Raw genomic sequence first — 14,402 nt, forward strand, 5'->3', positions numbered from 1 at the left:
CCTATTCAGCAGCCACGCGCGCCGGCGCGGGCTTGAAATCTTCGGGGAAATGGGTGATCGAGCTCATCACCGGGTAGGGCGTGAAGCCGCCCAGCGCGCAGAGCGATCCGAACTTCATCGTGTTGCAGAGATCGGTGACCAGAGCCAGGTTCTTCTCCGGCTCGATGCCGGCGGCAATCCGGTCGATGGTCTCCACCCCGCGTATCGAGCCGATGCGGCAGGGCGTGCACTTGCCGCAGCTTTCGATGGCGCAGAACTCCATGGCAAAGCGCGCCTGCTTCAGCATGTCGGCCGTGTCGTCGAACACGGTGATGCCGGCATGGCCGATCAGCCCGTCGCGCTTCGCGAACTCTTCGTAGTCGAACGGCGTGTCGAACAGGCCGCGCGGGAAATAGGCGCCGAGCGGGCCGCCGACCTGCACCGCCTTCACCGGGCGACCAGTGGCCGTACCGCCGCCGATATCGTCGACGATTTCGCCCAGCGTCATGCCGAAGGCCGCCTCGAACAGGCCGCCGAATTTGACGTTGCCGGCGATCTGTATCGGGATCGTGCCGCGCGAGCGGCCCATGCCGAAATCCTTGTAGAAGGCCGCACCCTTGTCCATGATGATGGGCACGGAGGCTAGGCTGATGACGTTGTTGATCACCGTCGGCTTGCCGAACAGACCCTGGATTGCCGGCAGCGGTGGCTTGGCTCGGACCACGCCGCGCTTGCCTTCAAGGCTGTTCAGCAGCGAAGTTTCCTCGCCGCAGACATAGGCGCCGGCGCCGACGCGGATTTCCATGTCGTAGGCGTTGGGCGAACCCAGCACGCTGACGCCGAGCACGCCTGCCTTGCGGGCGACCTCGACAGCCTTGTTCATGACATCCACCGCATGCGGATATTCCGAGCGGATATAGACGAACCCCTTGGTCGCGCCGGTGGCGATGCCGGCAATCGTCATGCCTTCGATGAGCACGAAGGGGTCGCCCTCCATGATCATGCGGTCGGCAAAGGTGGCGCTGTCGCCCTCGTCGGCATTGCAGACGATGTATTTGCGGTCAGATGTCGTATCGAGCACCGTCTTCCACTTGATGCCGGTCGGGAAGCCGGCGCCGCCGCGGCCGCGCAAGCCCGATTCCGTGACCTGTTTGACGATGTCGAGCGGCGCCATGGCCACCGCGTTCTGCAGGCCCCTCAGCCCGCCCAGTGACTTGTAGGCGTCGAGCGATAGCGGGTCGTTGATGCCGCAACGCGCGAACGTCAGGCGCGTCTGTTTGGCCAGGAACGGGATCTTGTCGGGCGCGCCCAGCCAGCGCTTGTGATGGCCGCCAGTGAGAAAGCCGCTGTCGAACAGGCTCTTGACGTCCGATGGCTTGACCGGCCCGTAAGCGACGCGGCCCTTTTCGGTCGCGACCTCGACCATCGGTTCGAGGAAATAGGCGCCGCGCGAGCCGTTGCGGACGATCTTGGCCTCGACGCCCCGTTCAGCCAGTTCCGCACGAACAGCCTTGGCGACCTTTTCGGCGCCGAGCGCCAGCGCGCCGGAGTCACCTGGAATGTAGATGCGCGGGATCATGAGCGTACCTCCGCGACGATCTCTTCGATCTTCTCGTCATCGAGCCGCCCGATCACCTCACCATCTAGCATCGCCGACGGTGAACAGGCGCACAGCCCGAGGCAATAGACAGGCTCAAGTGTAACCGATCCGTCGCGGGTGGTCTCATGGAAATCGATGCCCAACAACTGCTTGACCTTTGCGGCGATCGCATCCGAACCCATCGACTGGCAGGCTTCCGCCTGGCAGAGCTTGAGCACATGCCGGCCAGCCGGCCGGGCACGGAAATCATGATAGAAGGTCACGACGCCATGCACTTCGGCCCTCGACAGGTTCAACCCATCGGCGATGACGGGCACGGCGTCCTGCGGCACGTGGCCAAATTCTTCCTGGATCTCGTGCAGGATCGGCAGCAGGGGGCCTTCGAGGCCCTTCAACTCCTGGATGATCGCCGCCGTGCGCGACTGTATCTCGGTACTTGCAGGCTGCATCGTCACGCAGCGCCCTCCCTATCGTAGCGATCGATGCATATAATCGTCCAAAAGCATGAAGCGGTTTTGGAACAACGACATGCCTACGCCGCTTAATCGCTAAGTGCTTAAGAAATCAGAGAAAACCTCTGAAATCAATAAAGCGGTTTCGTTGCACGATAGAAAATTTCTATCGCGCCGATTGACCAGTTATGACTAGCTCAGCGATTAGCGCGGAAATCGTCTGCCAGCGCCATCGCCTCGTCCAGCAGCGCCTGCACCAGCGGCGTGTGCGGTTCGCGCGGCGCGGCGACCAGCCCGACCGTGTGGCTGGCATCCGGTTCGACGATCGGAATGGCCCGGATCGGCTCGGAAAAACCGAATGTTTCCGCCAGGTTGAGCGGCATGATCGACGACCATTTGCCTGTCCGTATGTGGGAGAACAGCACGATCATCGAGTTGGATTCCAGTGTCGGCCGCACCTGCACGCCGGCCTCGGCCAGATGCTGGTCGATGATGCGGCGGTTCTGCATGTCCGGCGTCAACAAGCAGAGCGGCAGCTGGCTGATTTCGGCCCATGTCACTTTGTCGCGATCCGAATAGGGATTTCCGACCGCCGTAATCAGCTGGTAGCGCTCGTCATAGAGCGGCACGCTGGTCACCCGTCCGAGAGGCTCGTTGTCGAGATAGGTGATGCCGGCATCGACGTCGAAATTGCCGAGCAGCGACAACACCTCGATCGAGGTGCGCGACAGGATAGAGAAGGTGACGCCCGGATGCTTCTCGCGAAATGGCGTCGTAAGCCGCGCCACCATGGCGAGGGCGGTTGGGATGGCGGCAATACGGATACGCCCGGACAGGCCATGTCGCGCCGCCCGCATCTCTTCGCGCATGGTCCTGGAATCGCCGACGATGCGACGCGCCCACACCAGCACCTGCTTGCCTTCCGGCGTCAGCCCCTGAAAGCGCGAACCGCGATTGACCAGCATGACGCCGAGCTGGCCCTCCAGCTGCTTGATCCCGGCCGACAAGGTCGGCTGCGTGACGCCGCACGCTTCCGCCGCCCGGCCGAAATGCTCCTCCTTGGCCAGCGCGATGAAGAATTCGAGCTTGTCGATCATACCATCCGTCCGTTCGTTGCGCGCAAGGTCGGGGAAATTGCCTTTCGCCGCAAGCTCTACCCGCAATTGGCCATGCATCCACATCTTTGGGCCGGCTGGCTGTTTCCCCCGGCCGAACACGGCGCTATGTGGTTGGATGGAATACGAGGAGATCGGACATGCTGGGCTGGTTCCGCAAGCTTTTGCCGCGCGAAGATCGCTTCTTCGACCTCTTTGAACGGCATTCCCGCACCGTGGTCGGCGGCGCCGAGGCGCTGGAGCAGCTCCTGCAGGGCAAGGACATCGATCGTTGGTGCCAGAAGATCATCGATCTCGAGGACGAGGCCGATCATATCACGGCCGAAGTGCTGCTGGCGGTGCGGCGTTCCTTCATCACGCCTTTCGATCGCGGCGACATCAAGGACCTGATCCAGTCAATGGATGACGCCATCGACATGATGCACAAGACCGTCAAGACGGTGAAGCTGTTCGAAAAGAAGGAATTCGACCCGCTGATGCAGGAGATGGGCGGCGTCATCGTTGCCGCCTCCAGGCTGGTTGCCGAAGCGATCCCGCTGCTCAGCAAGGTCGGCACGCACACGGTACGCCTCAACGCCATCGCCGAAGAGGTCATGCGCGTCGAAAGCCGCGCCGACGATCTGCATGAGCAGGGATTGAAGGACCTGTTCAAGCGGCATGGCCGCAGCGATCCGATGGCCTACCTGATCGGCTCGGAGATCTACGGCCAGCTGGAGAAGGTGGTCGACCGCTTTGAGGACGTCGCCAACGAGATCAGCGGCATCGTCATCGAGAACGTTTAGGCAATGGAAGCCACCATCGCCTTTCCCGTGCTGATCGGCCTTGTCGCCGTCGCGCTGTTTTTCGATTTTCTCAACGGCCTGCACGATGCAGCGAACTCCATCGCCACCATCGTCTCCACCCGCGTGCTGAGACCGCAATATGCGGTCCTGTGGGCGGCTTTCTTCAATTTCATCGCCTTCATGTTCTTCGGCCTTCACGTGGCTGAAACCGTGGGAAAAGGTATCGTCGACGTCAGCATCGTCACGCCGGCGGTGATCTTCTCGGCGCTCGTTGGCGCCATCGTCTGGAACATCGTCACCTGGATTGCCGGCATCCCGTCCAGCAGTTCGCATGCCCTGATCGGCGGGCTCGTCGGCGCCGGCGTTGCAAAGGCTGGGCCCGGCGCCATCGTCTGGACCGGGCTTGGCAAGACGGTCGCCGCAATCGTCGTGTCGCCGGCGACAGGGTTTGTTCTGGCGCTGGTCCTGATCCTGGCCGTTTCCTGGCTGTTCGTGCGCCAGACACCGTTCGCCGTCGACAGCACCTTCCGCGTCATGCAGTTCTTTTCGGCCTCGCTTTATTCGCTAGGGCACGGCGGCAACGACGCCCAGAAAACCATGGGCATCATCGCCGTGCTGCTCTATTCGCAAGGTATGCTCGGCGGGACGTTCTACGTGCCGCTGTGGGTCGTCCTCACCTGTCAGACAGCACTGGCGCTCGGCACTTTGTTCGGCGGCTGGCGCATCGTTCACACGATGGGCTCGAAGATCACCCGGCTGAATCCGATGCAGGGCTTCTGCGCCGAGACCGGCGGCGCCATCACCCTGTTTGCCGCCACCTGGCTCGGCGTCCCCGTGTCGACCACCCATACCATCACCGGGGCCATCATCGGTGTCGGCGCCGCCCGCCGCGTCTCGGCCGTGCGCTGGGGCATTGCCGGCAACATCGTCATCGCCTGGATCGTCACCTTGCCGGCGACGGCTGCAATTTCGGCGCTCACCTACCTAGCGGTTGGCCTGGCAGGGTGAGGCGGACACCGGTGGTGCTTGGAGTCGCTGCCAATCTGCACTATCTGAGCCGCAGCCAAACGCCTTAGGGAATAATGCATGTCCGTCACCAAGGAAATCGTCACCGAGCGTCTGAAGACGGTCAACGGGCCGGACTTCACCGGCAACATCGTCGACCTCGGCATGGTTTCGGAGATTTTCATCGCCGATTCGAAAGTGTTTTTCTCGATCACCGTTCCCGCCGCCCGCGCACAGGAGATGGAGCCGCTGCGCGCTGCAGCCGAGCGTGTCGTCAAGGCGATCCCTGGTGTCGCCGGCGCCGTCGTCGCGCTGACGGCGGAGAAGAAGGGCGGCGGCATGGAGGCTCCGGTTGCGTCGCGTCCCGCGCCCAGGCCCGCACCGCCGGCTGCGCCAGGCGGGCCGCGCCCAGCTCCACACACTCCAGCCCCGCACGCCTCGGCCTCGCAAAGCTCGGGCAAGCGCGGCGTGCCCGGAATCGAGGCGATCATCGCGGTGGCGTCCGGCAAGGGGGGCGTCGGCAAGTCGACCACCGCTGTCAACATCGCGCTTGGCCTCGCCGCCAACGGTTTGCGTGTCGGCGTGCTCGATGCCGATATTTATGGCCCGTCCATGCCCAGGCTGCTCAACATCCATGGCCGGCCGCAGACCGTCGACGGCAAGATCCTGAAACCGATGGAGAATTACGGCCTTAAGGTGATGTCGATGGGCTTCCTCGTCGACGAGGAGACGCCGATGATCTGGCGCGGTCCGATGGTGATGTCGGCGCTGACGCAGATGCTGCGCGAGGTCGAATGGGGCCGCCTCGACGTGCTCGTCGTCGACATGCCGCCCGGCACCGGCGACGCCCAGCTGACCATGGCCCAGCAGGTGCCGCTGGCCGGCGCCGTCATCGTCTCGACGCCGCAGGACCTGGCGCTGATCGACGCCCGCAAAGGATTGAATATGTTCAAGAAGGTCGACGTGCCGCTGCTCGGCATCGTCGAGAACATGAGCTATTTCATCGCCCCCGATACCGGCAAGCGCTACGACATCTTTGGCCATGGCGGGGCGCGGCGCGAGGCCGAGCGCCTCGGCGTGACTTTCCTCGGCGAAGTGCCGTTGGAAATGGGCATTCGCGAAAGTTCTGATGAAGGTGCTCCGGTGGTGGCGTCGAAGCCAGACAGCGCCGAGGCGAAGATCTATCGCGGCATTGCTTCGAAGGTCTGGGACCGGGTCAACGAAGAACGCGGCGCGGCCGAAGCGGCGGTGCCGAACATCGTGTTCGAGTAGCTCGGATATCCCTCCCCTCAAGGGGGAGGGGAACCCACCTTCTCGCCAAAGCTTGAAAAGAACTGCAAGGCCAGCTTCTTCGAAGTCGATTCGATGAGCCGGCTGCCGAGTTGGGCGATCTTGCCGCCGACTTCGGCTTTGGCAAAGTATTTGAGGACCGTCGCATCCGGCCCGTCCGCCGTCAGCGTCACGTCGGCGCCACCCTTGGCGAAGCCGGCAATACCGCCCTTGCCCTCGCCCTGGATGGTGTAGGAGTGCGGCGGCTTCAGGTTCTTCAATGTCACCTCGCCGTTGAATGTCGCCTTGATCGGTCCGATCTTCAACACCACCGTCGCCGCCATTTCGGTCGGCGATTTCATCTCCAGGTGCTGGCAGCCGGGAATGGTCGCCTGCAAAACCTTCGGATCGTTCAGCGCGTCCCACACTTTCTGCAGGGGGGCGGCAATGCGTTCCTCGCCTTCGATCACCAAAGCCATCGACACCTCCCGGACAGACTTCGAAGGCCTAACGCACGGTCTGGTCTGTGTCTATCGCACCAAAGTCCGGTTGCGACGGTGCGCCCTCTTGCCTGCTTCCGCGCGTTGCCATATCGATTTGTCTTACAAATACGGAGACCATGATGGCAGGCGCCCCCACCGGAAAGAAGAAATTTCGCTCGCAGGAGTGGTTCGACAATCCCGACAATCCAGGCATGACCGCGCTCTACCTCGAGCGCTACCTGAACTACGGCCTGACGCGGGCCGAGTTGATGTCGGGCAAGCCGCTGATCGGCATCGCCCAGACCGGCTCGGATCTGTCGCCGTGCAACCGCCACCATATCGAACTCGCCAAGCGCGTGCGCGAAGGCATCGTCTCGATGGGCGGCATCCCCTTCGAATTCCCGTGCCATCCGATCCAGGAGACCGGCAAACGCCCGACCGCGGCACTCGACCGCAACCTTGCCTATCTCGGCCTGGTCGAAGTGCTTTACGGCTATCCGCTCGACGGCGTCGTGCTGACCATCGGCTGCGACAAAACCGCGCCGGCGCTGCTGATGGCGGCGGCCACCGTCAATATTCCGGCCATAGCACTTTCGGTCGGACCGATGCTCAATGGCTGGCACAAAGGCAAGCGCACGGGATCCGGCACCATCGTCTGGGAATCGCGCCAGCGGCTCTCCGCCGGCGAGATCGACTATGACGAGTTCATGGACATCGTCGCCTCATCGGCGCCGTCGACCGGCTATTGCAACACCATGGGCACCGCCACCACGATGAACTCGCTGGCCGAGGCGCTCGGCATGCAATTGCCGGGCTCGGCTGCCATCCCGGCGCCCTATCGCGAGCGCGGCCAGATCTCCTATGAGACGGGCAAGCGCATCGTCGAGATGGTGCATGAGGATCTGAAGCCGTCCGACATCATGACGCGCAAGGCCTTCGAGAACGCCATTGTCGTCAATTCGGCGATAGGCGGCTCGACCAACGCGCCGATCCACCTCAACGCGATTGCCCGCCATCTCGGCGTGCCACTCACCAATGACGACTGGCAGACGGTCGGCCTCCATGTGCCGCTCATCGTCAATCTGCAGCCATCGGGCGAATATCTCGGCGAGGACTATCACCATGCCGGCGGCGTGCCGGCTGTGGTGGCCGAACTGATGAAGGCCAAGCTGCTGCCTTATCCCGAAGCGATGACCGTCAATGGCAAGACTATCGGTGACAATTGCAAGGGTGTCGCCAACGAGAACACCGACGTCATCCGCACCGTCGCCGAGCCGCTGAAGGCCAATGCCGGCTTCATCAATCTCAGCGGCAATCTGTTCGATTCCGCAATCATGAAGATGAGCGGCATCTCGCCGGAATTCCGCGAGCGCTATCTCTCCAACCCGAACGACCCGGAAGCCTTCGAAGGCAACGCCATGGTCTTTGACGGGCCGGAGGACTACCACGCCCGCATCGACGATCCGGCGCAAGGCATCGACGAGCACACCATCCTGTTCATGCGCGGCGCCGGCCCGATCGGCTATCCCGGTGGCGCCGAGGTGGTCAACATGCAGCCGCCCGCTTATCTCATCAAGAAGGGCATTCACGCGCTGGCCTGCATCGGCGATGGCCGCCAGTCGGGCACATCGGGCTCGCCCTCTATCCTCAACGCTTCCCCGGAAGCCGCCATTGGCGGCGGCCTGGCGCTGCTCAAGACCGGCGACCGTGTGCGCATCGACTTACGCAAAGGCACTGCCAACATCCTCGTCACCGACGAGGAAATCACGCGCCGCCGTGCCGAACTGCAGGACGATGGCGGCTACCACTATCCCAAGCACCAGACGCCATGGCAGGAAATCCAGCGCTCCATGGTCGACCAGTTCTCGGAGGGCATGGTGCTGAAGCCGGCGGTGAAATACCAGGACGTCGCGCACACCAGCGGCGTGCCGAGGGACAATCACTAAGCACCCGCTTGATATGAAAATGCCGGCCTGATCGGGCCGGCATGAAAGCCTTGGCGTAAGCTTGTTTGGATGGCGGCCTCAGGGTGGAGGCGGGCCGGACGAAGCGGCGATGGCTGTGATGCCGGAGAGTCGTCCTGCCTTGCGGATGACTGGTGTGTGATACTGTTTCTTCATAGGACCCGTTGCCCGTTTTAGATCACTGCTCGCACGCCAACTGATCCCACCTTTCAGTATGACATTGCAGTCCTCGTCAGTTTCGGGTTTTTTGACACGAAATCAAGAGGGGTCCAGAGAGTCGTCCATGATGATGGTTTTCCGCCACGGGCGTATCCTTGCCGCCTAGCCCGATCGACATTGCCCCGGTCGACATTGCTATTGTCGGCGCGGGCATGGCCGGTCTCTTCCTGGCGTGGCGCTTGTCCCAAAGTGAAAAGCCCGCAAGGATCGCTGTTTTCGAATCCGCCGGTCGCGTCGGCGGTCGGGCCTCCACGGTCTCATTTCCCGGAGAGCCGAACTTCGGCATCGATCTCGGCGCGATGATGCTGATGCCGCAACATCGGCTACTCAAAAAACTCATGGCGACGCTGGATGTAAAGCTGTCGGGTATGGACGTCGTCACCGGCGCCAACCGGCTCCATCTGCGCGGTAGGAGCCTGCCCTACGCCGCTATATCGCGCTTTGCGCCGCGCCGCCTGTTTGCCTATGACGTGACGCGTCGGCTGCAGGAAAAAGGCCCGTCCCGCCTGCTGCGAAAGGCGGCAGCACTGATCCTGCCGGGTTCGGAGGCCTTCGGCAGCGCCGAATGGAACGGCGCCGCAGGCTTCGTTTATGGCGGCCGCAAGCTGGCGGATTGGGCGACTTGGGATGTGCTGGCGACGGTCTTGACCCCGGAGGAAATGGCTTTTGCCGAGGACGCGGTGGGCTATTCGTTGCTCCTGCGTGGACCCAACGCCGCCGAGACGTTCAGGCTTGCGCTCGGCGAGCTGAGCGGCGGCCGCTCCTATTGTTCCCCCGATGGCGGGTTCCAGCCGGTTGCGGAGCGAATGGCCGGGCGGATCGCTGTCAGCGGCGGCGCCGTCCATCTCGATCACACCGTGACCGCCATCGCCCGCTCGGCGCAAGGGATGGTCTTGTCTGTCGAGGGGCAGGGCGGGACGGTCGAGGCGCGCAAGGTCGTGCTGGCGTTACCGGTCCGCCCCCTGCGGACCCTGCTGGAAAAGTCCGGCATCGAGCAGCCCAGCGATCTGCCGGCACCGGAACCCTGGCCGATGCTCACGCTGGCCGCCTGCTATGCCAGCCCGTGGTGGGCTCGAAACGGCATCGCGGCCGGCCACAGCGTGACCGATCTGCCGGCTCGCCAGATATGGCAGTTCACAAAAGCGGACGCTCGCGACGCGACGATTCGTCGGAGCGTCGCCATGGCCTATTGCGATGGCAAGCACATGGTATTCTGGCGCTCACTGCTGCCTGAGCTCGCTCAGCGCCACGGCTTTGCGGTTTTGGCCGAGGGACATTCCGCGCTGGAGGCCTTTCACGGCCAGATGGTCGAAGTCCATGGCAAACACGGCGCCATCTCGAAACCCATCGGCGGGTTTGCGCAGGATTGGGGTGCGCCGGCCTATGGCGGCGCGTCGCATGTCTGGGACCGTGGCATAGATATCTCCGGTATAAAACTGGCGAGCCATACGCTCGCTCCGGGCATTCATGTCTGTGGCGAAGCGTGGTCCAACAATCACGGCTGGATCGAGGGCGCGCTGGAAAGTGCGGAAGACCTGTTGCAGCGGGAATTCGGGCTCGACGCCTGGTTTGCCTGAGACTCCGGAAAGGCGATGAAAAACGATCCTACATTCCCATATGAGTGGTCGGCTATCGGACGGAAAGTATCAACGTGACTAAACGGCGCTCTTCCCTCGGTTTCCTCGGCATGTTCGGCCGCTCGGGTGACTTGCGGGAACTGGACAACGCGCTGCGCGGCGCCGACCTTCACCCGGCACTGGTGCCAGAGGGAGTAAAGCTCACCATCGTCAATCTGATGAAGGATCACTGGCCGGACGAGCCCCCGCCAGAGGCTTATCGGTCCGTGGCGCAGCTGTTTGGTTATTGCATCGCAGGCCCACAAACCTTTGAGCAGGCCAATGGGCCGGAGCGGCGGCTGGACGCTGAGCGCCGCATCGAGGCAGCGCTTGAAACCGGCGACAGCCTGGATGCCCAGATCGTGCTGATGGCGCTGCATGGCAAGCTGATCAGCGCCGAAGTCGTCGAGCGCTTTGGGCTAAGTGCGGACTGACCTTCGTAAGGTGAAGCTTACCCGCCCATGCCGCTGCGTGGCAGCTTGATCATCTCGCCGAAGCGGGCGCGCAATTTGTCGTCTAGCAGCTTCGGCACATGGCGCGGGAAGCGCTCGGCAAGCACGCGCTTCTTTTCGATGATCGCCCGCTGCAAGATGTCGGGCCGGCCCTTCTCGTTCCATTCCTTGGGCGAAAAGCGGTCGCCGACGGCCGGATAAAAATACTCGGTCTGCATCAGGCGCAGCGTCTGCTCGTTGCCGAGATAGTGGCCTGGGCCATTCATGCAGACTTCGGTGATGGTGTCGATCGACAGCGCTTCGTCGGTCACTTCGATGCCCCGCACGCAGCGCAGGCAGTGGCCCAGCATGTCATTGTCTATGATCAGGCTCTCCAGGCAAAAGCCGAGCAGCGAGGCGTGCATGCCCGCCGATTCATAGACCAGATTGAGGCCGGCAAGACCGGCCATCACGTCGGTGATCCCCTTTTCATAGCCGGACTGGATGTCGGGCAGTTTCGAATCCGTCATGCCGGCGGCCGAGCCGCCCGGCAGGTCGTAGAACTGCGCCATCTGCGCGCAGGCCGAAGTCAGTACTGCCTGCTCGGCCGAGCCGCCCGACATGGCGCCGGTCCTCAGGTCGGAGACGAACGGCCAGGTGCCGAAGATCGCCGGATGCCCGGGCTTGATGGCGTTGACGTAGATGAGGCCGACCAGCACTTCGGCCACCGCTTGCACCACAGCGCCGGCAATCGCCGCGGGAGCGGTGGCGCCGGCCTGGCCGGCCGATAGAAGCAGGATCGGGATGCCGCCGTCGACACAGGCTTCGAGCACGCCGCAGGCGTCCTCGGCAAACTTCATCGGCGGCACGACGAAGCAATTGGAGTTTGACACGAACGGCCGGGCGCGAAAGTTCTCCTCGCCGCCGGCGATCGCATAAAGCATTTCCAGCGCCGGCTGCACGTTCTCGCGCACCGTGAACGAGGTGCCGACATGCTTCGACGTGCCCATCACGCAGGCGTAGAGCGTGTTGAAGTCCATTTCGAGCGGATCGGGAATGTCGCGCGGCACCATCGGCCGCTGGAAGAAATGGATGTTGTCGAGCCCTTCGACGAGGCGAGCGGCATCATAAATGTCCTGCACCAGCGACTCGCGGTATTCGCGCTTTTCGACATCGACCAGATGCACCGCCGCACCCGCCGTGCCGTAATGCACGCGCTTGCCCTGGATCAGCATGTCATGCCTGGGGTCCTGGCCGTGCAGCGTAAAATTTCGCGCGGCTCGTCTGATCGTGTCCATCACAAGCCCGCGTGGGAAACGGACGCGGCCGTCATCGCCGTAAACGGCGCCGACCCCGGTCAGCGCCTCGACGCAGGAGGGAATGGCATTGGCGAAGCCGACGGTCTCCAGCAGCGTCAGCACCGCTTCATGGATGCGCTCCTGGTCGTTCCGGTTGAGCGGGCCGTAACTGCCGCCTTCAAGCCCGGCACGTACCGGCCTGATGTCGTCGGCCAAAGGTGCTGCCCGCATGGCGCGGCGCGCTTCGCGCCCGCCGGATCGTCGCGAACGCTGGTCGGCTGATGTATCTTTAGGAGCCGCATCCTTAAGAGCCGCATCCTGCTGCTCAACAGCCACTGACATGGGGGGCACTCCACCTTTAGCTTGCGAAACACGACGCGGTGATTGGTCCACCGTCGGCCTGCTTCGTCCCTCTGTCAGCCGACTATGCCGTTGCCGTTGGCCCAGCCTATGGGCCAATCAACGCAGCCGAGTATGCCAGAGAGCTAATGCAGAATGTTGGTGATCATGCCAAGGGCCGGGGCTGTTCAAAGCTCCGGCACAGGCAAATCAGGCTGCCGCGGGCCTGCGTCCGGCCGCAGTCGCGAGCTCGCGAATACCGGGCTCGATGTGCTGCAGTGCGATCGAGGAAATGCCCAAGCGCATGAAACGCGACGGCTTTTCGGTGCGATCGAAGAAGCGATCGCCCGGCTCGATGATGACGCTGCGCGACGCCGCGGCCTCGGCCAGTCCACGTGAATCGGTGCCGCGCGGGCCTTCCAGCCAGAGCGATGTGCCGCCGGCCGAATCGGTCGAGCGCCATTCCGGCAGGAATGCGGAAATCGCATGGACCAGACGCTTGCGCCGCTCGTCGAAGGCCGACGACAGCCGCCGCACCAGGGCTTCGTGATGGCCGAGCGACAGGAACAGCGCGACCGCGCGCTGGTTGTTGGCCGGCGGGTGCCTGAGCATGAAGCGACGCAGCGCCCTGAGCTCGGAGATTAGTCCAGCCGAAGCGACGATGTAGCCAAGCCGCAGGCCCGGAGCCAGCGTCTTCGACATCGAGCCGACATAGACGACGCGACCCGAGCGATCGAGGCTCTTCAGCGCCTGCTGCGGCGCCTCGTCGAGAAGCTGGCTGTCATAGCCGTCCTCGATGATGATCTGGTTGTGGCGGTTGGCGCGCGCCAGAAGGTCCTGCCGCCGCTCCGCCGACAGCGGCACCATGGTCGGGCAGTGGTGGCTGGGGGTGACGAAGACAAAGCCGGAATCGTTGGGAATGGACGAGGTGACGATGCCGGACTGATCGACCGGAACCGGCTGGATTTCGGCGCCTGCCAAGCGGAAGATCGAGCGCGCGTCGGGGTATCCCGGGTCTTCCATCGCGACCTTGGAGCCCTTTGTCATCAGCAGTGTCGCCATCATATAGAGCGCGTTCTGGGCGCCCAGCGTGACGATGATCTCGTCCGGATTGGCGAAGATGCCGCGCCGCGGCAACAGCCGCGCCTGGATCTGCTCGATCAAGAGCGGATCGTCACGATCGACCATGTCGGAGGCCCAGTTGCGGATTTCGAGCACGGCCAGCGCCATGCGGTTGCACTCACGCCATTCGGCTGTCGGGAACAGCGCCGGGTCGAACTGGCCGTAGACGAAGGGGTAGGAGGACTTGATCCAGTTGTCGTGCTTGGCCGGTGGCGGCATGTCGCTGGCGGCGATCTGCCGGCGTGCCTTCCAGTCGATCTCGTTCTGCTGGTCGGGCGCCTTCTGGTGCGGCTTGGCGGGGGTGGCCAGCACATCCGGATTGACGAAATGGCCGCGCCGTTCGCGCGCCACCAGGAAACCTTGGTCGACCAATTGCTGGAACGCCAGCACCACAGTGCCGCGCGCGACGCCGAGTTTTTCAGCCAGGATGCGGCAGGACGGAAGCGGCATCGAAGCGGCGATCTGCCGGTCGAGAATGGCGGCGACGATCGCCTGACGGATCTGCGCCTGCAGGGTCTGGCCCGATTCCGCCGAAATCCGGAACAGGCCGGACCATATGGCCGTGTCGTTACGCTGTGGCATGGAAGGTGTTCCTCGATGGCCAGTCTTTTTTGCTTGGCTGGACCAGCGGAAGGTAACCGTGGCACAAGGGGTTGCGCCAATCAATTTTTCTGATCGCTGGGATTTATGCCAGTGATCTATGCGCGACGCGCAGCGTCGTCGCATCCC

Annotated in this window: 12 protein-coding genes; 6 read left to right on the forward strand and 6 right to left on the reverse strand. The window is 63.3% G+C overall.

From position 1 onward, the window contains the following. Position 1: 1 nt before the first annotated feature. From NKJ88_RS09585 to NKJ88_RS09595, 3 genes are all read right to left on the reverse strand, one after another. Complete coding sequence (locus tag NKJ88_RS09585; RefSeq protein ID WP_023823787.1) at positions 2-1,558, reverse strand: formate dehydrogenase beta subunit; 1,557 nt, start codon at positions 1,556-1,558, stop codon at positions 2-4. Beyond that, positions 1,555-2,034, reverse strand: coding sequence for a formate dehydrogenase subunit gamma (locus NKJ88_RS09590; protein WP_023738147.1), 480 nt, complete (start codon positions 2,032-2,034; stop codon positions 1,555-1,557). Before NKJ88_RS09590 ends, NKJ88_RS09585 begins: the two co-directional genes overlap by 4 nt. A 194-nt stretch (positions 2,035-2,228) precedes the next feature. Next, positions 2,229-3,128 (reverse strand): LysR family transcriptional regulator, encoded by a 900-nt coding sequence (locus NKJ88_RS09595; protein WP_023688790.1) that lies wholly within the window; start codon positions 3,126-3,128, stop codon positions 2,229-2,231. A gap of 158 nt (positions 3,129-3,286) precedes the next feature. Here NKJ88_RS09595 and NKJ88_RS09600 point away from each other — a divergent pair, with 158 nt between their 5' ends. The 3 genes from NKJ88_RS09600 to NKJ88_RS09610 all read left to right on the forward strand — a co-directional run bounded on the left by NKJ88_RS09600 (position 3,287) and on the right by NKJ88_RS09610 (position 6,205). Then, positions 3,287-3,928, forward strand: coding sequence for a DUF47 domain-containing protein (locus NKJ88_RS09600; protein WP_023673429.1), 642 nt, complete (start codon positions 3,287-3,289; stop codon positions 3,926-3,928). Positions 3,929-3,931: 3 nt separating this feature from the next. Further along, positions 3,932-4,936: an inorganic phosphate transporter gene (locus tag NKJ88_RS09605; protein ID WP_023703518.1), complete on the forward strand. Its 1,005-nt coding sequence runs from the start codon at positions 3,932-3,934 to the stop codon at positions 4,934-4,936. A gap of 78 nt (positions 4,937-5,014) precedes the next feature. Further along, positions 5,015-6,205, forward strand: a complete 1,191-nt coding sequence (locus NKJ88_RS09610; RefSeq protein WP_023703517.1) for an Mrp/NBP35 family ATP-binding protein — start codon at positions 5,015-5,017, stop codon at positions 6,203-6,205. A 17-nt stretch (positions 6,206-6,222) separates the two neighbouring features. Here NKJ88_RS09610 and NKJ88_RS09615 read toward each other — a convergent pair whose 3' ends face one another. Further along, complete coding sequence (locus NKJ88_RS09615; protein ID WP_023712599.1) at positions 6,223-6,681, reverse strand: SRPBCC family protein; 459 nt, start codon at positions 6,679-6,681, stop codon at positions 6,223-6,225. Positions 6,682-6,824: 143 nt separating this feature from the next. Here NKJ88_RS09615 and NKJ88_RS09620 point away from each other — a divergent pair, with 143 nt between their 5' ends. The 3 genes from NKJ88_RS09620 (at position 6,825) to NKJ88_RS09630 (ending at position 10,917) form a co-directional block, all read left to right on the forward strand. Beyond that, positions 6,825-8,630 carry an IlvD/Edd family dehydratase gene (locus tag NKJ88_RS09620; protein ID WP_352443982.1) on the forward strand — a complete coding sequence of 602 codons (1,806 nt, stop codon included), beginning with the start codon at positions 6,825-6,827 and terminating at the stop codon, positions 8,628-8,630. A gap of 332 nt (positions 8,631-8,962) precedes the next feature. After that, the gene (locus NKJ88_RS09625; protein ID WP_352443983.1) at positions 8,963-10,444 is read left to right on the forward strand and encodes a flavin monoamine oxidase family protein; all 1,482 of its coding nucleotides are present in this window, start codon (positions 8,963-8,965) and stop codon (positions 10,442-10,444) included. A 110-nt stretch (positions 10,445-10,554) separates the two neighbouring features. After that, the gene (locus tag NKJ88_RS09630; RefSeq protein WP_081726128.1) at positions 10,555-10,917 is read left to right on the forward strand and encodes a hypothetical protein; all 363 of its coding nucleotides are present in this window, start codon (positions 10,555-10,557) and stop codon (positions 10,915-10,917) included. 17 nt (positions 10,918-10,934) lie between these two features. Here NKJ88_RS09630 and NKJ88_RS09635 read toward each other — a convergent pair whose 3' ends face one another. Together NKJ88_RS09635 and pdxR are read right to left on the reverse strand one after the other, a co-directional pair. Then, a complete protein-coding gene (locus tag NKJ88_RS09635; RefSeq protein WP_023745244.1) occupies positions 10,935-12,554 on the reverse strand; it encodes a trimethylamine methyltransferase family protein in 1,620 nt (539 codons plus the stop codon). A 207-nt stretch (positions 12,555-12,761) separates the two neighbouring features. Continuing rightward, entirely contained in the window at positions 12,762-14,255 is a 1,494-nt protein-coding gene (gene pdxR, locus NKJ88_RS09640) for a MocR-like pyridoxine biosynthesis transcription factor PdxR (protein ID WP_352443984.1), read from the reverse strand. Between the last annotated feature and the right edge of the window lie 147 nt (positions 14,256-14,402).

Source organism: Mesorhizobium sp. M0016, from assembly GCF_040324035.1.
Taxonomy (GTDB): Bacteria; Pseudomonadota; Alphaproteobacteria; order Rhizobiales; family Rhizobiaceae; genus Mesorhizobium.

Excerpts from the sequence above, each read along its gene's own strand:
- NKJ88_RS09600 (WP_023673429.1), top strand. The coding sequence starts at position 3,287 with ATGCTGGGCTGGTTCCGCAAGCTTTTGCCGCGCGAAGATCGCTTCTTC.
- pdxR (WP_352443984.1), bottom strand. The coding sequence starts at position 14,255 with ATGCCACAGCGTAACGACACGGCCATATGGTCCGGCCTGTTCCGGATT.
- NKJ88_RS09630 (WP_081726128.1), top strand. The coding sequence starts at position 10,555 with ATGTTCGGCCGCTCGGGTGACTTGCGGGAACTGGACAACGCGCTGCGC.
- NKJ88_RS09610 (WP_023703517.1), top strand. The coding sequence starts at position 5,015 with ATGTCCGTCACCAAGGAAATCGTCACCGAGCGTCTGAAGACGGTCAAC.
- NKJ88_RS09635 (WP_023745244.1), bottom strand. The coding sequence starts at position 12,554 with ATGTCAGTGGCTGTTGAGCAGCAGGATGCGGCTCTTAAGGATGCGGCT.
- NKJ88_RS09620 (WP_352443982.1), top strand. The coding sequence starts at position 6,825 with ATGGCAGGCGCCCCCACCGGAAAGAAGAAATTTCGCTCGCAGGAGTGG.
- NKJ88_RS09615 (WP_023712599.1), bottom strand. The coding sequence starts at position 6,681 with ATGGCTTTGGTGATCGAAGGCGAGGAACGCATTGCCGCCCCCCTGCAG.
- NKJ88_RS09585 (WP_023823787.1), bottom strand. The coding sequence starts at position 1,558 with ATGATCCCGCGCATCTACATTCCAGGTGACTCCGGCGCGCTGGCGCTC.
- NKJ88_RS09595 (WP_023688790.1), bottom strand. The coding sequence starts at position 3,128 with ATGATCGACAAGCTCGAATTCTTCATCGCGCTGGCCAAGGAGGAGCAT.
- NKJ88_RS09605 (WP_023703518.1), top strand. The coding sequence starts at position 3,932 with ATGGAAGCCACCATCGCCTTTCCCGTGCTGATCGGCCTTGTCGCCGTC.